This is a genomic window from Myxococcales bacterium (assembly GCA_023898405.1).
In the GTDB taxonomy this organism is placed as follows: domain Bacteria; phylum Myxococcota; class UBA727; order UBA727; family JABDBI01.
On the sequence record CP060221.1, the window covers coordinates 1232208 to 1252912 of the forward strand.

General features: G+C 39.2%; 17 protein-coding genes and 3 tRNA genes. 13 read left to right on the plus strand and 7 right to left on the minus strand.

From position 1 onward, the window contains the following. Window positions 1-40: 40 nt before the first annotated feature. Window positions 41-1540, minus strand: coding sequence for a chromosomal replication initiator protein DnaA (gene dnaA / locus H6731_05550; GenBank protein USN51871.1), 1500 nt, complete (start codon window positions 1538-1540; stop codon window positions 41-43). 400 nt (window positions 1541-1940) lie between these two features. Here dnaA and H6731_05555 point away from each other — a divergent pair, with 400 nt between their 5' ends. Beyond that, window positions 1941-2318 (plus strand): high-potential iron-sulfur protein, encoded by a 378-nt coding sequence (locus H6731_05555; protein USN51872.1) that lies wholly within the window; start codon window positions 1941-1943, stop codon window positions 2316-2318. 8 nt (window positions 2319-2326) lie between these two features. Here the strand turns inward: H6731_05555 and H6731_05560 are convergent, their stop codons facing one another. After that, window positions 2327-2869, minus strand: coding sequence for a hypothetical protein (locus H6731_05560; GenBank protein ID USN51873.1), 543 nt, complete (start codon window positions 2867-2869; stop codon window positions 2327-2329). Between the two features lie 152 nt (window positions 2870-3021). Between H6731_05560 and H6731_05565 the strand changes: the two genes are divergently transcribed. From H6731_05565 to mscL, 7 genes are all read left to right on the plus strand, one after another. Next, a complete protein-coding gene (locus H6731_05565) occupies window positions 3022-5943 on the plus strand; it encodes a valine--tRNA ligase (GenBank protein ID USN51874.1) in 2922 nt (973 codons plus the stop codon). A gap of 130 nt (window positions 5944-6073) precedes the next feature. Continuing rightward, window positions 6074-6150: transfer RNA gene (locus H6731_05570), tRNA-Pro, on the plus strand. Between the two features lie 8 nt (window positions 6151-6158). After that, window positions 6159-6235, plus strand: a tRNA-Arg gene (locus tag H6731_05575). Between the two features lie 328 nt (window positions 6236-6563). Next, window positions 6564-7667: a branched-chain amino acid transport system II carrier protein gene (locus H6731_05580; protein USN51875.1), complete on the plus strand. Its 1104-nt coding sequence runs from the start codon at window positions 6564-6566 to the stop codon at window positions 7665-7667. Continuing rightward, on the plus strand, window positions 7664-8746 hold the full coding sequence (locus H6731_05585) for a branched-chain amino acid transport system II carrier protein (GenBank protein ID USN51876.1): 1083 nt from the start codon (window positions 7664-7666) through the stop codon (window positions 8744-8746). Before H6731_05580 ends, H6731_05585 begins: the two co-directional genes overlap by 4 nt. Window positions 8747-8861: 115 nt before the next feature. Beyond that, window positions 8862-8937, plus strand: a tRNA-Phe gene (locus tag H6731_05590). Window positions 8938-9083: 146 nt separating this feature from the next. After that, window positions 9084-9437, plus strand: a complete 354-nt coding sequence (mscL, locus tag H6731_05595; protein USN51877.1) for a large conductance mechanosensitive channel protein MscL — start codon at window positions 9084-9086, stop codon at window positions 9435-9437. Here mscL and ribA read toward each other — a convergent pair. Next, window positions 9414-10058, minus strand: coding sequence for a GTP cyclohydrolase II (ribA, locus tag H6731_05600; protein ID USN51878.1), 645 nt, complete (start codon window positions 10056-10058; stop codon window positions 9414-9416). The two genes, mscL and ribA, sit on opposite strands and share 24 nt — an antisense overlap. A gap of 211 nt (window positions 10059-10269) precedes the next feature. Between ribA and H6731_05605 the strand changes: the two genes are divergently transcribed. Continuing rightward, entirely contained in the window at window positions 10270-10548 is a 279-nt protein-coding gene (locus H6731_05605) for a zinc ribbon domain-containing protein (GenBank protein ID USN51879.1), read from the plus strand. Window positions 10549-10561: 13 nt separating this feature from the next. Continuing rightward, on the plus strand, window positions 10562-11107 hold the full coding sequence (locus H6731_05610) for a bacterioferritin (protein USN51880.1): 546 nt from the start codon (window positions 10562-10564) through the stop codon (window positions 11105-11107). A gap of 62 nt (window positions 11108-11169) precedes the next feature. On the opposite strand, the gene H6731_05615 is transcribed toward H6731_05610, so the two are convergent. From H6731_05615 to H6731_05630, 4 genes are all read right to left on the minus strand, one after another. Further along, complete coding sequence (locus H6731_05615) at window positions 11170-12111, minus strand: NYN domain-containing protein (GenBank protein USN51881.1); 942 nt, start codon at window positions 12109-12111, stop codon at window positions 11170-11172. A 56-nt stretch (window positions 12112-12167) separates the two neighbouring features. Beyond that, window positions 12168-13241: a hypothetical protein gene (locus tag H6731_05620; GenBank protein ID USN51882.1), complete on the minus strand. Its 1074-nt coding sequence runs from the start codon at window positions 13239-13241 to the stop codon at window positions 12168-12170. Window positions 13242-13355: 114 nt separating this feature from the next. Further along, complete coding sequence (locus tag H6731_05625; protein ID USN51883.1) at window positions 13356-14357, minus strand: peptidyl-prolyl cis-trans isomerase; 1002 nt, start codon at window positions 14355-14357, stop codon at window positions 13356-13358. A gap of 106 nt (window positions 14358-14463) precedes the next feature. Next, window positions 14464-15873 carry a UDP-N-acetylmuramate dehydrogenase gene (locus H6731_05630; GenBank protein ID USN51884.1) on the minus strand — a complete coding sequence of 470 codons (1410 nt, stop codon included), beginning with the start codon at window positions 15871-15873 and terminating at the stop codon, window positions 14464-14466. A gap of 254 nt (window positions 15874-16127) precedes the next feature. Here H6731_05630 and secA point away from each other — a divergent pair, with 254 nt between their 5' ends. From secA to H6731_05645, 3 genes are all read left to right on the plus strand, one after another. Beyond that, window positions 16128-19106: a preprotein translocase subunit SecA gene (secA, locus tag H6731_05635; protein ID USN51885.1), complete on the plus strand. Its 2979-nt coding sequence runs from the start codon at window positions 16128-16130 to the stop codon at window positions 19104-19106. 6 nt (window positions 19107-19112) lie between these two features. After that, window positions 19113-19955, plus strand: coding sequence for a ribosomal RNA small subunit methyltransferase A (gene rsmA / locus H6731_05640; protein USN51886.1), 843 nt, complete (start codon window positions 19113-19115; stop codon window positions 19953-19955). Between the two features lie 129 nt (window positions 19956-20084). Further along, window positions 20085-20582: a YbhB/YbcL family Raf kinase inhibitor-like protein gene (locus H6731_05645; protein ID USN51947.1), complete on the plus strand. Its 498-nt coding sequence runs from the start codon at window positions 20085-20087 to the stop codon at window positions 20580-20582. The last annotated feature ends 123 nt before the right edge of the window (window positions 20583-20705 follow it).

Below are 20705 nucleotides of genomic sequence, written 5' to 3' on the forward strand. Positions count from 1 at the left end.
AGCCCTATTTCTAAAAAAGATTATTCTTATCCAGCAAAGATTAAGCACTTGCTGAAATTTTTGCCTCTAGTTTTTGCAATGTATGAATAAAAGAAACATCTTTTTCTTTGTTGCTTTCAACTTTTCTAATGGAAGAAAGAACTGTCGAATGATCTCTTCCGCCAAAAGCCCTTCCTATTTCAGGTAAACTCATATTCAACATTAAACGACAAAATGACATCGCTACTTGGCGAGCAAAAGCTATCTGACGTTGGCGAGATGCACCTGTTAAATCACTTGTTCGCAAACCATAATGAGAAGCAACAATTTCACAGATTTTTTGCCAAGAAACCGCTGCAGATTTTCTCTTGATCACAGGTGCCAGAATTTCTCGTGCTTGGCTCAAAGTCATTTCTTGTTTCGTTAGCGAAACACAAGCAGACAGTCTCACCAGTGCTCCTTCTAACTCCCGCACCGAATTGACAACATTGGTTGCCAAAAAATTAATTACATCGTCAGATAGTTTAACATTGAGGCTCTCCGCCTTTTTGTGAAGAATAGCAATTCTGGTTTCAATTTCTGGAGGACGAATATCAGCGATCAATCCCCACGATAAACGAGTCTGTAATCGCTCTTCTAATCCACTTATTTCGTGAGGATACTTATCAGAAGTAACCACTATTTGTTTTTTTGCTTCATGCAAAGAATTAAAAGTGTGAAAAAATTCATCCTGACTGGCGTCTTTTCCAGCTAAAAATTGAATATCGTCTATCAGTAAAATATCGCAGCTATTTCGATAACGATTTCGAAATGAATCAAATTGTCTCTCCCTGATAGCTTGAATATAGGAATTGACCCATTGCTCAGCAGAAAGATAGACCACTTTTAAAGTTGGATTGAGTTGTTTAGCCCTTAGACCGATCGCATGAAGCAAGTGAGTTTTACCCAATCCTACACCACCAAAAAGAAAAAGAGGACTGAACTGAGTGCCAGGATGATCAGCTACAGCTAAAGCTGCGGCATAACCCATTTGGTTGGATGGCCCCTGAATATAGGTTTCAAAACTATAGCTTGCATTCAAATTGGTATTAGATAAAAGAGGAAGCACTTTTGCTTCATCACCAATTCCTGGATTTTTAACAGGCAACAGCGGAGCATTTTTTTCAGGCTCATTGCTTTCTTGATGGTATGCGCCGTTTTCTAAACTTTTTTCTTTAGGAAACTTAATTTTTTCTTTTGCTTTTGGTTGAGGCTTCATGCGAGGACGCGAGTCGCTGCAAACTATCTCTATTTTTATATCCTCGCCAGACACCTCGGAAATAGCTGCATTAAGCTCACCCATGTAATGATCCATCACCCAATTGCGATGGAAAGAAGTAGGAGCTTCCAAACAAAGTTCCTTTTCACTGAGCGATAATGCATCCAGGGGTTCAAAAAAACCTTGCCAGACAAAAAAACTCAAGCGACGCTTAAGCACCGCCCTGGCTTTAGTCAATAATTCAATCGCCTGTTCCCTACCAGAATCACTGGAGTGTTCATTCATTTCTTTTATCGCAACCATGATAATTCCCTGACAAAAACAAAAATACCAACCATTATTCTTAAATAGACAACATCTTCGATATTGGTCTTTTAAACCAGATTAACAAATTAAGTGCCCACTGGATTTTTGTTCGCTAACCTCTATTCTCTAGCAAATAGAAAAGGGTTTTAGCAATGGAGTTTTTTGACAACCAGTTAACTAACTGAAAGGATTACACAATTTTTTTGCTGCTTATTTAATTGATTGCTATTGTTTCTCGGAACAATTGAGATCAAAAAAAGCATATATTTTCTATTATTATTTCACCTATTACTAGATCATTTTTTAGCATTTTACGTCGACATTCCCCCATTGAAATTTTTTTTTCAAACTGCGCCATTATCCACATAATTTTACAGCCTAAATGAAGGAATTTTTCATGAAAGATCAAAAATTTCCACGAAGAAAATTTTTAAACTTACTCAAAGGTGCAACAGTATTTTCTGCAGGCCTTGCACTCGTTCCAACATTTTTATCTGCTTGCAAAAGAAATCAATCTAAAGCAACAGATAAAAATGAACAGATAAACGCAAAAAACGATACAATAACGTGCCAAACAATAAATATGAGCGATGAACAAAAAGCTCGCAGAAAAAATCTTAGATACACTGATAATACACCCATAAAAACAAGAACATGTGATAACTGCAAACTCTATACCCTCCCCACCTCAGCATCTGAATGTGGAGGGTGCACTGTGGTTCCCGGCCCAATCCATCCTAAAGGCTGGTGTTCCTCTTGGTACTATCGAATGTAGACCGTTCACTAAAAAAAGGCTCGAACACCGATCAGTCCTGTGGGCACTTCCAACTTCCACCCTTGTCTATTACCAATGGGAAAGTGAAGTTTAGGAGCAAGCCCAATATCAAGAGCCACAGACTCTGATAGCGTAACCAATATCCCCAAATTTAAAGCCATATAAAATAAAAACTCTTTACTTACAAATTTATAATGCGGCGTAATATTAACACCACAATAAGGAAATATTGGCGATTCAATATCGAAGTAATAACTTGATAAAACCGATATTCCTACATCACTTTCACCAAGAGGTAAAAGCATCCATTTAATTGGTATAGCTAAGCCAAATGCAAAATTATCTTTAACCAAAAAACCACCGGCAATATCCGAAAATAAATCTATATGATTTTCATTATTTTTTAAGCTAGACAATTGATAATCTAAAGAAAAAGCCCCTCTCAAATATAAGCTTCCTTCACTTAAATCCAAACGGGAACTCGAAAATAAAGATGCTGCACTAAGACAAATAATAAATAGGATACATCGGTGCGTTTGTAGATTTTTCACTTTACTTCCCCCATCTCTCCTACAACGATTATCCACTATCTTGAATTTTATTGCTGGCCCGACTTTTGAATTCTGTTAGATTGGGCCTTGTCCAATACCATCAAAACAAGCATAAAGTTCACAGGTCCTCACAGCATTATGGAATCTCGTCTATGGGAAAAGAAAACATTCAATTAGATAAAAATTTTGACCGCCAAAAAATAGAAAATAAATGGTATAAAATCTGGCTCGAAAATAATTTATTCAAAGCAGGCTATCAACAAAATCAACAAAAATCTCCCTACACCATAATGATGCCGCCTCCAAACGTGACGGGAGTTTTACATAACGGCCATGCTCTTTTTGTCACTCTGCAAGATATACTGGCTCGTTTTTGGCGTATGAAAGGCAAAGACGTCTTATGGCTCCCAGGAATTGATCATGCGGGCATTGCAACACAAACAGTGGTAGAGCGTGAACTTATAAAAAAAGAAAAGAAAACTCGCCATGAGCTGGGACGAGAACAATTTTTAGCACGTGTTTTTCAATGGAAAGAAAAACACGGCTCAAACATTATTGAACAATTAAAGTTAATGGGCGCCTCTGCTGACTGGGATCGCCTGCACTTTACTTTAGATGAACAATGTTCATACGCGGTGCGCACAGCTTTTGTTCAGCTTTGGAATGAAGGCTTAATTTATCGTAAAGAACGCTTAGTCTCTTGGGATCCTAAAGCCAAAACTGCTTTAAGCAATGAAGAAGTGGATCACATAGAACGTGAGGGAGAGCTTTTTTATTTTGCTTACAAGATCAAGGATGACCCAAGCAAAGAAATCGTAGTTGCGACAACGCGCCCAGAAACCATGCTTGGAGATACAGCAGTTGCGGTAAACCCCAAAGATAAACGCTACCAACATTTGATAGGCAAAGAACTCATCCACCCCTTTATTCCAGAACGAAAAATTCTCATTGTAGCCGATGACTATGTCGAGCAAGAGTTCGGCTCTGGGGCGGTAAAAATAACCCCTGCCCATGATCCAAATGATTTTAAAATTGGTGAGCGTCACAAACTTCCTTTCATCAACATCTTTACACTGGATGCAAAAGTAAACGAACATGGCGGAGAATTTGCAGGCTGCGATCGATTTTTGGCCCGCACACTTATTAAAGAAAAACTAGAGCAGCTCGGACTTAAACGAAAAAGTGAAATTATCACCCATGCTGTTAGTGTGTCTCAGCGCTCGGGTGCTGATATTGAGCCTATGCTTAGCAGGCAATATTTTGTCAACGCAAAGCCCTTAGCAAAAAAAGCCTATGATGCAGTAGAAAATGGTGAAGTTAATATTATCCCCGGATCGTTCAAAAAGATCTGGGATCATTTTTTGCTCAATATTGAAGATTGGTGCATTAGCCGACAGCTGTGGTGGGGACATCGTATTCCGGTTTATTACCACATCGAAACACTCAAAGACACCATACTCTGTGAACAAGAAAATTCTCACCTCAACTGTTACCAAGCACTAAAGAATGGTGAACCTATTGAAAAAGTTGTGCGTCTCGCACTTGATGAGCTAGACGAAGCATCAATTCTTGCTTTTTCCCACGTCTTCGTGGATGAACCACATGATTCTCATAATTATCTTCAGGAAGAAGACGTGCTTGATACATGGTTTTCTTCTGGCCTATGGCCTTTCGCTACATTAGGTTGGCCCTATCAGACTCCCGATCTTGCACGTTACTACCCAGGCTCAGTACTTGAAACTGGCTTTGACATATTATTTTTCTGGGTCGCCCGCATGATGATGTTTGGCATCCACTTCATGGGAAAACCTCCATTCAAGGATATCTATCTTCACTCCATGGTGCGCGATGCTCATGGCAGAAAAATGTCTAAATCTTTAGGCAACGCCATTGATCCCATCGATGTAATTGAGGGAATCACACTTGAAGCTCTAATAGAAAAAGTTAAAACCTACCCTGTGCCAGAAAGTCATTTGCCTCTCGTTCTTCAAGGCATCAAAAAGGATTTTCCAGAGGGAATTCCCAGTGCAGGTGCTGATGGCCTACGTCTGAGCTTGGCTATATTTTCTGGTCAAGGAAGAGACGTCAAATTTTCTGTACCAAGAGTGATGGGCTACCGTGCTTTCCTCAATAAAATTTGGAATGCGACACGCTTTGCGCTGATGAACGTAAATGATGAAAAGCTCTTAGATCTCAGTGAAAATTATGAAAAATTATCTCTCGCAGATCGCTATATTCTTTCAGCTCTTAATACAGTTGTTGATAAAGTAAATTTATATATTGAGCACTATCGCTTCAGCGAAGCTGCAGAAAGTATCTATCATTTCTTTTGGAACGAATATTGCGACCGCTATATTGAGTGCGCCAAAGTTTCTCTTCGACATGACAACGAAGAACAGCAAAAATTAACCAAGAGCATATTGGTATTGTTGCTTGATACCAGCATGCGTTTACTCCATCCTTTTTGTCCCTTTATTAGCGAAGAAATCTGGCAAGTGCTTCCAAGCACCAAAAGCTACAAGGAGAAAAATATAAATTTCTGCGCTGTTGCTCCATTTCCTGATTGTGATGCTGCCCTGATCGATGACAACGCTGAACTCACCATTGATACTATTTTTGAAGTCAGCACCATGATTAAGAACGGTCGACAATCATCTGACTTACCAGCAAGTCTCGCTGTTCCGGTCAAACTTTATGCCAAAGATGATAAAATCAAAGAACTTCTTTTGGCTAATACTCATCTCATCGCCCATCTTTCTAAGACATCAACCATAGAGGTCTTTCTTAGAGGTGAGCCTTTGCCCACAGAGTTGAGCGTTATCAATAGTAGCGCCTTGGCTGATGCGGTGATCATTCTCGAAGGTTTAATTGACGTTAAAAAAGAAACACAACGCCTAAAAAATACACTTGAAAAAACTCTGTCCCAAATTACGAACTTAGAAGCACGTTTAAATAACGAGTCATTCATAAAAAAAGCGCCTAAGAGTGTTATAGATACTCACCAAAAAGAACTCACTGCCTTAAAAGATAAATATGAACAACTTGTTTTAGGGATCAAAAGACTAACAAAATAAGTGTCTCAAATTTAATTGTTGCTCATCAAAATTTTTTGTCCGTAAATTGTGCTCTTATCAAAGGAGCACAACATTTTTTAAAAAAAGTAGTTGCCAAAGAGATTTTTTTGCGACATAAGTCTTGGTTATTCGGGGTGTAGCTCAGCTTGGTAGAGCGCCTGCTTTGGGAGCAGGAAGTCGTAGGTTCGAATCCTGCCACCCCGACCATTTTTTTTGCGCTCTTAGCTCAGTTGGATAGAGCATCGGCCTTCTAAGCCGAGGGTCGCAGGTTCGAATCCTGCAGAGCGCGCCAACTATATGCAGTACTTCCTAATCAAAATCGCAAGTAATACTATGGAATCGATGAGCTGCTTTTGAAGCAAAAATTAGATTCGATTAAAAAACACATGAACTGCTAAATGTTATACATGTTTTTTCAACAGCTTACAGGCCTGCTTGACTTTAGTTTTTAAATACTTAAGCTTCAATGCATGTTTGGATTTATATTCTTCACCACTGCCACCACCTCAGCCGCCACTCAAACGAGAGGCTTGGGCGTTTTTTAGGCAGACTAAAGGTAAGCAACAAAAACTCCCGGCCCTCAAATCGCCGGGTTTTTTTTTGCACCAAAGAGGAGATTAATGGTGTCTAGTAAAAAACCTCCCAGCAGCTTTGTCGTCGGGTTGGCGCTTTTTTCCATGTTTTTTGGTTCGGGAAATTTGATCTTTCCTCTTATGCTCGGTGCTCAATATCAAGGATATTTCTATATCTGCGCTATAGGCTTTGTTATTACCGCTGTAGCCCTGCCTACCTTAGGAATTATGGCTATGATTCCGGCACAGGGGCATTACGATCAGCTGTTTGATAAGCTCTTGGAGCCCAAATATTCTCGATGGTTCTTTTTGCTTATCTTATTATTTTGGATACCGCTTGGCTCAGGCCCCCGATGCGTGATCCTTGCCCATGCATCCATCAGTACATACGTCATTGGTACACCTGTAATGTGGCTATTCTCAGCTATTTTTTTGGCTTTAGTTTATTTCTTTGTAAATAACCGGAAACGATTGATAGAGCTCTTAGGAAAAATTCTTACCCCTGCTCTTCTCCTATCTATCCTATGCATAGTAATTTCTTCTCTGGTTGCCAAAGGCGATCTCGATGCTTCAGATATTCCTGCCTTAGAAGTTTTTACCAAAAGTCTCATGGATGGTTATTACACCCAGGATCTGATTGCGGCCGTATTTTTCTCTGCCTCTTTAGTGAGCATGCTCAACCAAAACATGAACGAAAAGCTCGCACTAAAAAAAACTTGGAGAGGAGGACTCGTTGCAGTAGCTTTGCTTGCGCTATTTTACGGTGCCCTTATGGCCGCAAGCGCTATTCACGCGGAATACCTATCTGGTTTATCAGGAGAAAAACTGGTCTCAACGCTCGCTCATATCGCTCTAGGAAGTTACTTTGGAGGAATTTCTTCTATTGCAGTTTCTCTCGCTTGTCTCACAACAGAGATCGCCCTAGTGCTTGTCTTTGCAGATTTTTTGGCAACTCATTTTTCTCATATTCCATTTAAAATAGCACTGCTGTTCACTCTAGGCTTGGTCTGGCTTATGTCGTTGTTGCATTTTGAGGGCCTGATGGCTGTAATCGCTCCGGCCATGCAAATTATCTATCCCATACTATTTCTTTTAGTTATTCGTCTATTGTGGATAAAAAGATACAAGAGCCACACCGGAGAGCTAAAATGAAAGAGGGAGCACCAACATTTGTTGTTATAGGGCTTGCTTTGTTTTCAATGTTTTTTGGCTCAGGCAACCTAATATACCCTTTAATGCTTGGTCGTGATGCGGGATCATCCTTCCTCATAAGCGCATTTGGATTTATCTTGAGCGCGGTTTTAATACCCTGTTTGGGGGTTGTCGCCATTGCTTTTGCGCAAGGTGATTATGAGGCAATTTTTAAGACAGTGTTTCCCAAAAAATTAAGCCTCGCCTTAATTTTTTTGGTTCTTCTCTCATTTATTCCATTCGGTGCAGGCCCACGATGCGTTGTACTCGCTCATGCATCATTACAAACTTTTTTTCCTATGCCGCCATTGTGGATATTTTCTGTTTGCTTCCTGAGTGCAGCAGTCTACTTGATCAACGACCGCAGTCATCTTGTTGATAACTTGGGAAAGATCCTCACTCCTCTTCTTTTGCTTTCAGTTGCTATCATGGTCTCTTTCGCCTTAATCAATGGCCACATAGATCCGCCGCTCAAAAATAACAGCACTCTTTTTAAAGAAAGCCTCTTTGAAGGCTATAACACGCAAGATTTACTCTCTTCTTTATTTTTTTCAAGCTCACTCATTATGCTCATAAAATCAAACTTCGAAAGTAAGAGAGAAATCGTACTTACCACACTCAAAGGATCTTTAGTGGCAATCACGCTTCTTACTTCACTGTATGTTTCGCTCATCGCTGCGGCTTCTTTTCACAATGATATTTTGATAGAAAAAAATGGCATTGAGCTTGTTTCTATCCTTGCTAAACATACCTTGGGATCATTTTTAGGCCCCATCGCCGGATTAGCTGTTGCCTTAGCGTGTTTTACCACCGCCATTGCATTGATTTTGGCGTTAAGTGAATTTATCCAGAATCACTTTTTAAAAAAACAAAACAAAAATTTATCTTTGCTGCTCAGCACAACAAGCGTTTTTTTAACATCTTTACTAAAATTTGAAGGCATTATGGCAATCATCTCCCCAGTGATGATGGTTATTTACCCGCTTATTGTTTTTATTGTACTGGTTTACCTTTGGCAAACATGGCGAAGCAATGCATAAAAGACTATTGCTCCTACCAAACAATAAAAAAATTCATAATGCCAAAAATAGCTATAAATTCTTTAACTCTGCTCTCTTGACCAAAAATTCTATTTCGGCATAGTTCTGAATGGATGCCCAGGTAGCTCAGTAGGTAGAGCAGAGGACTGAAAATCCTCGTGTCAGCGGTTCGATTCCGTTCCTGGGCACCAAAAAACACCTTATTTGAGGTGTTTTTTTTTGCATTTACGACGTGCTCTCTAAATTTTTAAGTAAAAAATTCATTCGAATAAATCACTGTTGAAAGTGAAAACTAAAAAATATTTACTTAGCTATAAAATATTTTTATATTTTAAACATGAGTATTCTACAAGAATTTAAAGAATTTGCACTGAAAGGCAATGTCATTGATTTAGCGGTCGGTCTAATTATTGCCAATGCCTTTGGAAAAATAGTATCTTCGCTCGTTCAAGATATTTTAATGCCTGTCTTGGGAAAAGTAGTAAGCGATACAAACATTGCCAAATACATAATAACTTTAGCTCCAGCCAAAATAGAACATGGGAAAGAAATATCACCAGCTGTCATTTTGCATGTGGGTACTTTTTTCTCAACCATAGTTGATTTTTTCTTTATCGCCGCAACGGTTTTTATAGTGGTAAAAGCAATAAACCGCGCCCGCAGCGGACTAACTAAGTCTACTCTTAATTAGTTTTGCTCCCAAAGAATCAGAACTGAGTTTTTCTTCGTCAAGAAAATGTCCCATTCTTTGACCTTTTACTTTTAAGTAGTCCTGTGCCAAATGATGCACATCCGTCAACAGCGGTAGACGCTCAAGGACATGAATACCTGCATTCACTAAGGAATCAACCTTCATTGGGTTATTGGTTAGTACACGAACTGAGGCTACCCCAAGATCTCGCAAAATACGGATGGCACAACAAAAATCACGGCTGTCATCTGGAAACCCCAGAATTCGATTAGCATCTACCGTATCAACGCCCTTTTCTTGCAAATGATAGGCTTTAATTTTGTTTCCAAGACCAATACCACGCCCTTCTTGACGTAAATACAAAAGAATACCGGTACCTTCATTTTCGATGAGAGAAAGAGCTTTATCCAGCTGATGTTTACAATCACATTTTTGTGATGAAAAAACTTCTCCAGTCAAACACTCAGACTGAATTCGCAAAAGAACACCCGGTTTATTTGCCACATCACCTTTAATTAAGGCAACATGCTCGAGGCCATCCTGTAGATGATAGACGATACAACGAAAGTCACCAAAGTTTGTTGGCAACACTGTTTCTGCAAAGCGTAATGTTTCAGCCATAATCGCTTCTTTGTTTAAGCAAGCAACCATATAATACCTAGAAATAATTTTTTTTGTATATTAGCACTGGGATTTTGTTCGTCTAGCATAGGCCGCCAGGCCAGAAAAAATAGTAATTTCAATATATTGAAAAGAAACAACCCTAATCCTTGACCCCTAAAATGTCTGTGACTATGGCAATAAGTGGATTTAATAATTTTAGAGGATTAAGATGCCTATTTATGAATACAAGTGTGAACAATGTCATGAAATCTTGGAAGTTTTGCAAAGAGCAGACGAAGAGGCACCTGAAAAATGCGTTCATTGCGGCGCTCAATGGACTTTAAAAAAAATTGTCAGCAACAGTTCTTTTCATTTGAAAGGAGGTGGATGGTACAAGGATTTATATTCATCGACCAAGCCAAATGACAATAAAGCTTCCACCTCAAAAGATTCAAAATCAAAGAAGCCAAAAGAAAGTGCAAGCAAAAAGAAATGCAATAAAACTTAAAATAGGAGACCACATGGGCAAAAAAGCATTTATTTCAGATATTAAAAAAATCCGAGAGCGTGCTCGCAAACACATGGAAGAAGGAGCCGTCACTGAAGGCTATAGAGCAGATCGCAAACAAGTGATAGCTATACTCAATGAAGCTCTCGCCACAGAAATTGTTTGTATCTTGCGTTATAAGAGTCATTTTTTTCTAGCCAGTGGTATTCATTCTGAAACAGTTGCCAAAGAATTTCTTGAGCATGCGAATGAAGAACAAGCTCATGCTGATGCAATTTCTGCCCGCATTGTACAGCTTGGAGGAAGGCCCAATTGGTCGCCCGAAGGGCTGGAGTCAAGAAGCCACGCAGAATATGTTGAGGGCCAAGATCTTAAACAAATGATCGAAGAAAATCTTGTTGCAGAGAGAATTGCCATCGATAGCTATCGGGAAATGATCGCTTATGTCGGTGATGACGATCCTACAACGAGAAGAATTTTAGAAGTAATTTTAGAACAAGAAGAAGAACACGCTGATGATTTGGCCAATCTCATGAGCGATTTAGGAAAAAGCAAATAAAAAGCGAACCATTAGGGTCCGCTTTTTACTTTAGCGTATCTGCTTTTATATTTTTATACTGATCAATCCAGCGCTAATTCACTGGTCGATCGCTCATCTTCAAAAGTCTTTGGCTTTAGTTGAGAAGCTGATGCACCAGCTAGGAAGCGATCTGAAACTCTAATTGCCAATGCTCCATCAGGGGCATTATAGGTTTCCACAAATCCTTTGGCCAACAGCTTGTCGAGCACCATGCGTCGATTATCAGGCGTTGTGTCGAGGTGGGCAGAGCGCCAGCGTGTAAGAAAATAGCCAAGCCCAACATAACCACCACTAAATTTATTCTGTGCTTGTTGCAGTTCAGCAAGAAAAGAATCCATCGAGATATCACCTGTTACGGTAGAAATTTCTAAATTCGACTCATGTTCAGTAACATAAGGTGAATAACTATCTTCATCAGGACCGATTTCTCGTTCAAATTCAGGTAGCCCTTCCAACATATCAATGTGATCAAAAGCTGCACTCCTAATACGCTTGCTTACGCCTGTCCCCCCCCAACTGGCAATAAAAGCTTGCTTGCCAAGTTGACGTACTGCTTTAATCGCTGGTGCGTAATCGGCATCGCCCGACATCAATACTAAAATGTCGTAAGAATTTTGTGCTGCCATCTGAACCATATGGGCCACCATTGTGGTGTCCACTTCTTTTTCCAAAATGTAGCGATTTTCTGTTCCACAATCAGTACAGGTAATGGAGCCAACTTTACGTTTAAAAGTATGTACAAAAAAACCTGGCTGAGTTTCAAGCATATCGAGAAAACCTGCCAGTTTTTGTTGAGGATCTGCTTGCCCTTGCTGAATTGAATCATCTATTCCTGTGTAATAATAGGCTCCCCAAAGACAATTTCCTCCGGCTTTTTCGACCAACCAATCAGCCAAACGAGCAAAATCAATTCTTCTACCCTTAGCCGCCTCACGCCATCCAGAATAAAAATTTTTTCCATCGAAAAATAGAGCAACACGCATTTACTAACCCCACATGAAGAAATTGTTCTCCAAAAAATTATTAACTTCTAAACTTTTTACCATGTACAATTAACTTTCACTGGCACACTAACCAATATTTCTTTTGTAACGGCTTCGAGTCGTTGTCGAACTGCCTTTTTATAAAGATCATTTCGCACTTTCTCAAGTGCGGTTTCACTCATATCCGTCGACAGTAGCTTTTCTATCCGCACAATCATAACTACCGCACCACCATCTACAAATGGCTTGGTAATCAAAGTTGAAGGGTCACTTTTAAGTTGCGCCTCATACTGCGTTCTTAAAACTCCCTCTTCGTATTCTATTGCACCACTAAACCTTACATCCTTGTCTTGTTCATACTTCACTTTTAAACTTTTTAAGGATTTTTTTGACAAAAACTCCTTTCTAATATCGTTTGCTTTGCTAAATTGAGAAGTTGCAGTAACTTCCTTGGTTTTTATATTATCTTGCTTGCCAGGAAGTACTGAAACAAACACCACTTCAACTTTTTTATTTTGAGATTTATTTTGTTCTAGGGCTCGTTTAGCATCTTTATCAGTTATTTGAATACTGCTTGCGATAGAGGCTTCAATTTGGTTTTTTAAAATCAAAAAAGCAGTCTCGTACGAGTACTGCTGAAGCGTCGTAAAATAAGGAGCACCACGCAGAATTTTATCAAATTGATCTCTGTTGAGTTTATTTTCCTTCATGATCTTTAGAATGTGCTCTTCTGCTGCCTTATGGGTATCCATCGTACTAAATTTAAGTCTGCGGGCATAAATGCTAAGAGCGCGATCTCGCAAGAGTTCTTGTAGCGCCTCAGAGGGATTGAGCTGTAATTCAAGAGCTTTCTTATTGACATCACTCAGCAAAATCGGCGGTTCAGAATCAACGATCGCACAGATTTTATCGATTAACTCATTGTTATCGCTAGATTTTATGAGAAGAACTTCTTCACTCAGCGCATTTGGCTTTTCTTTGGCTTTTTCAGCCAAAGCGGTAGTATCAAGTGGCGGAATTATCTGTTCAACTCTAGATTTTTGAGCCAAGCGCGCAGGAGTACAAGACCCTAGAAAGGCCAAAATAGCACATGGCACACTGTATAGCAGTAAGCTAAAAAAAACATTCATATTCAAATCCCGCTTTGCCCGACTCCATAGAACATTATTCGCGCAAAAAAAAGGCCAGCCGTAAAGACTGACGTTTTTTAACCTTAACCCTCAGTATTTTATAGTTAAATAAATTTAATGAGCGCTGGCGGTGGATTTTTCATCTGTCAATTTTTCTTCACCTAATTTGGCAACCAAATCCTTGTGAATATTAATTTTATATTTCTTACGAATATCATTCATGAAGTTTTCATAAACTTTTCCTCGTTGTTCATATGCGATACGCTTTTGAATTTTTGGCTTGGCATCTGCAAAACTTTCATTCAAAGCTTTGCGCGATCCTGTTTTCATAATGACAAAATAATTTGTACCATTTGATAAAATAGGACCCACCTCTCCTACTTTTTCCATTTTTTTAGCAAGCTCAAAGGAACCCTTACCAAATTTATTGTCAAAATCAGCTTTTTCTAAATAGCTCGATTCATTGGTCTCAAAATTGATCTTCATAGAATTCATATTTTTTTGCGCATGCTTTAATGCCAAGCGAGCGAATTCCTTGGTGTTAGCGTTTTTTACCGTCTCCTTAGCATCTTTTTGCAATTCAGCTGCTAATTTTTTGGCATCTTTTTCATTGCTCTGATACGGAATAGCAAAATAGGCTACCTTAACGGCCTCACTGCGATTATAAAGATTGGGATTATTTTCGTAGTGCTCTTTCATCTCTTCTTCAGTAGCCACATATTCATCTTGGGCCTTATTCAGCATTTTGCGCATTAATTTTTGTACAACAATTTTCTCAATATCCCTCTTCACATCCACATCATTTAAGAGCCCTTCTTCTATCGCTTCAAGAAAAAGAGCTCGTTGATGGACAGCGTTTTTCGTATACTCAATCTTTTTTGTCTCGGTGTTTAGGTGAGGAGCTCCTCTAAATGTTCCCTGTCTCGATAAAAAATCTTCACTCAGCTCCTCCAATGTAAGCACGGTATTTCCTACTTCTGCGATAGGTGTTCCTTTAGAAGATTTAAATACTATGCTAATATCTTCTCCCGTTTTTTTAGTTGCATTTTTATTACAAGCAAAAGTCAAAGATAAAATCATCAAAGCAAAGGTTAAACTGCTGGTTATTTTTTTCATATTCTTCCTCGCGACAATTAAAAATGCTCGCTCTATAAGCGTACTTTACACAATCTTGGTTTTATTTTTAATAAGATGATGAAATCTAAAAATTATTTGAAATTTTTTATGAAAAAATATGCGGTAGTTTATTCAAGATTCCACCGAATGCACCATTCGACATAAATAACAGCACGACATCATCGCTGGCACATTTAATTTCTTTTTGCACTTGTTCGTAGTCAGTACATGCATGTGCCTGAACCCCTCTGTTATTGAGTGATTGCGCAATAAGCAAAGTGTCAATTTTTTTATCCGCGGGTAAATCGCGTCCAACCGGCGCAAAAATTGCTTTATCACACGCTAAAAACGCTTCTTGATAGGCGCTCTCAAAAATTTTACTGCAACTTGTGGCCGAACGTGGTTCAAAAATAGCCCATATTTTTTTTTGAGGATACTTTTGCTGTGTGGCCCATATCGTCTCTTTTACAGCGCTGGGATGATGGGCAAAGTCATCAATAGCTATTATTTTTTTTTGGTCAAAAATCTCTTCCATTCGTCGCTTGACACCTTTGAAAGAAGAAAAACCCTGAGCGATTTCATCATGCTCAAGCCCATATTCTTTAAGCATGGTGTAACAACCAAGGGCATTAGAAAGATTATGCTTGCCGTAGAGTGGAATGCTGAGCACTGGAGAAACACCTTTTAGAGAGCCTACCTTAAAACTCATCCCTTTTTCGTCAAAAATACTCTCCACAGCCTGATAGTCAGCGCCTGCGCCATAAGATACTAGTTTTGCTTTTGTTTGAGAGCACTTTAAAGCCGCATGAATATTTTTATCTGCAACATTGTAAACAATTGTTCTATCCTGATTGAGCGTTTTTAATAGCTTAGAAAAAGCATCGATAATTGACTCTAGATCTGGATAGATATCTGCGTGATCATATTCAATTGAAGTAATCAACAAGTAATGCGGATTGTAATGAATAAATTTAGGCCTTTTATCAAAATAGGCTGTATCGTATTCATCACCTTCAACCACAAAGGGATAGTGTTGTTTTTTAGAAGAAACCCGAAAACTTTCACCAAAATTTATAGGAATACCGCCTATCAAAAAACCCGGATCCCTACCAGCCTGATAAAGACAGTGAGCTAACAGGGCAGAGCAGGTAGTTTTTCCATGTGTTCCACTAGCAACCAATGGAATAGATTGAGTTAAAAAAAATTTATTTAAAGCGCTTGGAAAAGATTCGTAGGCAATACTGGCTTCTCTTAATGCCTGGGCCTCTGGATTATCTTTTCTGATAACGTTACCTACAATCACTAAATCGGGTCTTTTTTGCAGATTTTCACTTTTATAAGGTGTTGTATAAGAAATATTCCACTCGTCTAATTTTTCTTTCATGGGCGAATACACTGCGTTATCAGAACCGCTTACATGATGCCCACTTTTTTTAAGTAAACCAGCAAAAGCGCCCATTCCAGTGCCACCAATACCCATTAGGTAAATATCTCGTAACTGTTCTTTGTTAAACATGTGCAATGCTCCGCTTGACCATTGGGGTTTTGAGTTTACCAATAACTTTCTTGTGACTTTCATTGGACGTTTTTGGTTATTTTGCTTAAAGCCTTGTGTGCCGGATAGTTTTCACAAAAGCAAGTGTTAACCACTAAGCTTGAGAAAAAACAGACTTGACCGGGCAAAAATGGATTCGTATAGGTTAAGCGAGTAAAATATATATTTTAAGGTAAATAGAAGCTGCTTCTTTTTTGAACGAGGGTTGACATAACATGGGTATATTTTCAAAAATCTTTGGTAGTAAAAATGACCGAGAAGTAAGGGCCCTTGGCCCCATCGTTCAAGCTGTAAATAGCTTAGAAAATGAAACGCATCAAAAAAGTGATCAACAGCTGCTCGAAACAATCCAAACGCTTAAGGAAAATATTTCAAAAGAAGTTTTGGCAATGGAAAAAAATAATTCTGCGCCAAAAAGAGATGATTACAACAAAATTTTAGATCCTGTACTACCAAAAGTTTTTGCCACCGTCCGCGAAGCAGGTATGCGCGTGCTCAATATGCGTCACTATGATGTGCAACTTATCGGTGGTATCAATCTTCATCGGGGCAGAATTTCAGAAATGAAAACCGGTGAAGGAAAAACCTTGGTCGCCACCTTGCCCTTGGTTCTTAATTCATTGTGCGGTAAAGGTGCACACTTAGTGACTGTCAACGACTATTTGGCATCACGTGATGCTGAGTGGATGGGAAGAATTTATCGATTCTTGGGTCTTAGTGTTGGGGTTGTTGTTCCTCAAACAGGTGAAAACGCCAAAAAAGAAGCCTACCTAGCAGATATCACCTACGGGCAAAACAACGAATTTGGTTTTGATTATTTGCGCGACAACATGAAATTCAATTTGAGAGATTATGTACAAAGAGATCACTTCTTTGCAGTGGTTGATGAAGTTGATTCCATTTTGATCGATGAGGCGCGAACTCCATTAATCATTTCAGGTCCATCAGAACAAAGTACATCGACCTACCAGGTTGCCAATGAAGTCGTCCCTAAATTAAGAAAGGATTCTGATTTTTCTATCGATGAAAAATCACGCGCAGTAATGCTCACAGAATCTGGTATTGAAAAGTCTGAAAAACTTTTAAACATAAACAATCTTTATGATCCTGCTAATATTGAATACCTTCATCATCTCAATCAATCATTGCGAGCTCACTCTTTATTTAAGCGTGACGTCGATTATGTAATTGAAAAGGGCGAAGTAATCATCGTTGATGAACACACTGGACGTTTGATGCATGGTCGTCGGTGGTCGGATGGTTTACACCAAGCCATAGAAGCAAAAGAAAATGTTCGTGTACAAGCTGAAAATCAGACTTTAGCAACTATCACATTCCAAAATTATTTTCGTATGTACAAAAAGCTGTCAGGTATGACAGGAACCGCCGATACCGAGGCAGAAGAATTTGCTCAAATTTATGACCTTGATGTTTTAGTTATTCCGACTAATAAGTCGCTGCAAAGAATCGATGAGCAGGATCTTATTTACAAAACCGAAGCTGAAAAATTTAAAGCCGTCGCAACAGACATAGAAAAATCTCACCAAAAAGGTCAGCCAGTACTTGTGGGTACCGTATCCGTTGAAAAATCAGAGATCATCTCGCGCTGGCTGAAAAAGCTTAATATTCCTTTCCATGTACTTAATGCCAAAAAACACCGTGATGAAGCTGCTATCGTCGCTCAAGCGGGAAGACTTGGAGCAGTTACTATTGCAACCAATATGGCAGGTCGCGGTACCGATATCATCTTAGGTGGTGATCCCGAATTTATGGCTCGCAGCAAAGTCGCTCAAGCCATGCATGAAACCACCGAACAGATCGCACAGTTTGCCTTTCTTACTGGACGACCGGACTTAATTAACACACGGAATCTCGCTCAGCGCGATAGTCACGAACGAATGTATATTGCCGAACTCGATCAGCGCATCAATCAACTCAAAGAGGAAGGAAAGGATCCGTCCAAGGAAGGACTTCCCACAACACTTGAAGAAGCTCAAAAACTTATTTTTGAGGAACGCAAAGCTTTTTACGATAAAGCCGTAGAGCTCTACACACACGAGTTAGAAAAATCTACCGCCATTTGTCGTGATGAAAAGAGCAAAGTTTTAGAAGTTGGTGGGCTACGAATCATTGGCACAGAGCGCCACGAGTCACGACGAATTGATAACCAATTACGTGGTCGTGCAGGGAGGCAAGGCGATCCTGGGTCCAGCGTATTTTATCTTTCATTGCAAGACGATCTTATGCGTATCTTTGGATCTGATCGCATGATCGGTATGATGGAACGCCTAGGAATGGAAGATGATGTACCCATTGAACATCCTTGGGTAACTCGCTCGATCAAAAATGCACAAAAACGTGTAGAAGGTTTTCACTTTGATTCCCGTAAACAATTGATCGAATATGATGACGTTATGAATCAACAGCGCAATACTATCTATGGATTGCGACGACATGTTTTGGAGGGTCACGGGATACGGGAAATGATCTACGATCTCGTTGAACAAGCCATAGTCAATTTAGTAAATATGGCGGCGCCTGAAAAAATTGCCCCAAGTGAGTGGAAATTAAATCAACTCGAGAAAGATCTTGCACAGCTATTTGGTTTGCACATCGACCTTAGCAGCTCAGTAAACGGCGACCGCGACGAATTGATGGATTATATCTTCGGTGCTATTAGCAAATTTTATGACGACAAAGAAAACAATCTTGGACAGAGTTTGATCAGACAAATTGAACATTTTGTCTATCTGCAAACTATTGATCGCCGATGGAAAGAACATTTGCAGGCCATGGATCACCTTCGTGAAGGTATCCACTTTAGAGGCTACGCACAAAAAGATCCTAAACAAGAATACAAAAAAGAAGGATTTTATCTTTTCTCTAATATGATGTCTTTTATTCGTGACGAAGTAATCGAAAAAGTATTTAAGGTTGAGATTAAGCAAGAGTCAAGCGATAAAGCTCGACAAGAGATGGAAGCACTGGAAGCTAAGCAGCAAGAAATGGCTAAAAAAATGCAAAACCGACAAGTATTTGGCCGAGGACAAAGCGGCAACAATGCCAATAAAAAACCAACGGCATCGGCTATAGATGGAGAAGATGCGGATGCTTCATCTGATGATAGAAAACTTAATCGACATCAGCGCCGTGCCATGAAAAAATACGAAAAAAGCGGTGCAAGACGTGGCTAGTTTTTCATGACAATAAACAAAAAATCGCCCAAAGAAATCGTTCTTGAAAGCGGTCTCAAACCGAAAAAATCGTTCGGGCAAAATTTTATGCTCGATCAAAAAGTAAACATCCTATTTGCGCAAGCTGTAGCCGATTTTGGATCTGAGCTGAGGGTTGTGGAAATAGGAGCTGGCACAGGATCTTTAACGCACCATCTGCTTCGAATAAGCCAAAAACTCGACGTAATTGAGAGAGATCGTGACTTGATACCTATTTTATCGAAAGAATTTGCAGATAGTATCACCTCGGGCCGATTGCTGATTCATGAGGCAGATGGTGCCCGTTTTGATCTCTCGTCTATCATTCCTAGCAATAATTCTGCGGTTTTGGTGGGCAACCTACCCTATCATCTAACAAGCTCAATAATTTTTTTGATGCTCAAGTACCTTGATTATTTAAAGGGTGCAGTTTTTTTAGTGCAAAAAGAAGTCGCCGATCGACTGAATGCCGAAGTCAACACAAAAAGTTATGGCTTCCTCACCGTTGTTCTCAATCTTTTGTTTGAAATTGAAAAGGTTACTAATGTAAACCGCAATGCTTTTTGGCCTATCCCCAAAGTTGATTCATCGATCATCAAACTAAGAAGACGCAAAGATAATACAAAAGTTAATGATCTTGATGACTTTGTAGCTTTCGTGCGTGAAGTTTTTCAACAGCGCAGGAAAAAACTCTCAACCATTTTGCGTTCGAAAATATCTAAAGATAATTTTGAAAATATTGCGATTGATGGAAATAATAGACCAGAAAATCTTACAGCCCATGAATTTTTGAATCTCTACCACCAGGTATCGAAAAATAAAATAAGCTAGTTTTGTTTGCATCAGCTCTGAATATATACGTTAAGCCAAACTTAAGCTTTTTTAATTTTTAAAACAAACTCTGGGGGATGCATGAGTTACACAACCTTGGGATTATTTTTGCTTGGAGTCGGTCTATTCATGGGTGATACATGCAACAATACTGAAAATGAAAAGGGAAATTTTATTTTAACAAGCACTGCATTTTCTCGAGAAAAATCAATACCGACGAAATATACGTGTGAAGGTGAAAATATTTCATTTCCTCTTGAATGGAGAGGGTTTCCCAAGGCAACCAAAAATTTTGCACTCATAATGGAAGACCCTGATGCCCCTCACGGAGTTTTCGTTCACTGGGTAGCATGGGGTTTAGAAAAAAATATTAGCCAGCTTAAAGAAAATAGTTCAGCTGCACCTGGTGCGCTACAACAAGGCCTCAATAGCACTCATAAAAACGGCTACATGGGCCCATGCCCTCCTTCAGGGACTCACCGCTATTTTGTACGGCTCTATGCACTGGATATTGTTTTAAACCTTCCTAAAGAAACGACCAAAGAAAAACTTTTACATGCAATAAAAGGACATACTATCGCTACGGCAGAGCTAATGGGCACATATAAAAAAATTGCCAATCGCTAAAATTAAAAGTCAAAAGTAGATTCTGGAGCAATTAATTATTTCTTTACTCCAGAATCAAAAGATATTTAGAGTCGTCACTATTGCTTTTTCCATTGAGAATTATCAGGCTTTAAATAAAAATTT

What these genes read in the sequence shown, in the direction of transcription:
- H6731_05610 (USN51880.1), top strand. Translation starts at nt 10,562, where the DNA reads ATGGGCAAAAAAGCATTTATTTCAGATATTAAAAAAATCCGAGAGCGT.
- rsmA (USN51886.1), top strand. Translation starts at nt 19,113, where the DNA reads ATGACAATAAACAAAAAATCGCCCAAAGAAATCGTTCTTGAAAGCGGT.
- H6731_05645 (USN51947.1), top strand. Translation starts at nt 20,085, where the DNA reads ATGGGTGATACATGCAACAATACTGAAAATGAAAAGGGAAATTTTATT.
- ribA (USN51878.1), bottom strand. Translation starts at nt 10,058, where the DNA reads ATGGCTGAAACATTACGCTTTGCAGAAACAGTGTTGCCAACAAACTTT.
- H6731_05615 (USN51881.1), bottom strand. Translation starts at nt 12,111, where the DNA reads ATGCGTGTTGCTCTATTTTTCGATGGAAAAAATTTTTATTCTGGATGG.
- H6731_05625 (USN51883.1), bottom strand. Translation starts at nt 14,357, where the DNA reads ATGAAAAAAATAACCAGCAGTTTAACCTTTGCTTTGATGATTTTATCT.
- mscL (USN51877.1), top strand. Translation starts at nt 9,084, where the DNA reads ATGAGTATTCTACAAGAATTTAAAGAATTTGCACTGAAAGGCAATGTC.
- H6731_05620 (USN51882.1), bottom strand. Translation starts at nt 13,241, where the DNA reads ATGAATGTTTTTTTTAGCTTACTGCTATACAGTGTGCCATGTGCTATT.
- H6731_05605 (USN51879.1), top strand. Translation starts at nt 10,270, where the DNA reads ATGCCTATTTATGAATACAAGTGTGAACAATGTCATGAAATCTTGGAA.
- H6731_05565 (USN51874.1), top strand. Translation starts at nt 3,022, where the DNA reads ATGGGAAAAGAAAACATTCAATTAGATAAAAATTTTGACCGCCAAAAA.
- dnaA (USN51871.1), bottom strand. Translation starts at nt 1,540, where the DNA reads ATGGTTGCGATAAAAGAAATGAATGAACACTCCAGTGATTCTGGTAGG.
- H6731_05585 (USN51876.1), top strand. Translation starts at nt 7,664, where the DNA reads ATGAAAGAGGGAGCACCAACATTTGTTGTTATAGGGCTTGCTTTGTTT.
- H6731_05580 (USN51875.1), top strand. Translation starts at nt 6,564, where the DNA reads ATGGTGTCTAGTAAAAAACCTCCCAGCAGCTTTGTCGTCGGGTTGGCG.
- secA (USN51885.1), top strand. Translation starts at nt 16,128, where the DNA reads ATGGGTATATTTTCAAAAATCTTTGGTAGTAAAAATGACCGAGAAGTA.
- H6731_05630 (USN51884.1), bottom strand. Translation starts at nt 15,873, where the DNA reads ATGTTTAACAAAGAACAGTTACGAGATATTTACCTAATGGGTATTGGT.
- H6731_05555 (USN51872.1), top strand. Translation starts at nt 1,941, where the DNA reads ATGAAAGATCAAAAATTTCCACGAAGAAAATTTTTAAACTTACTCAAA.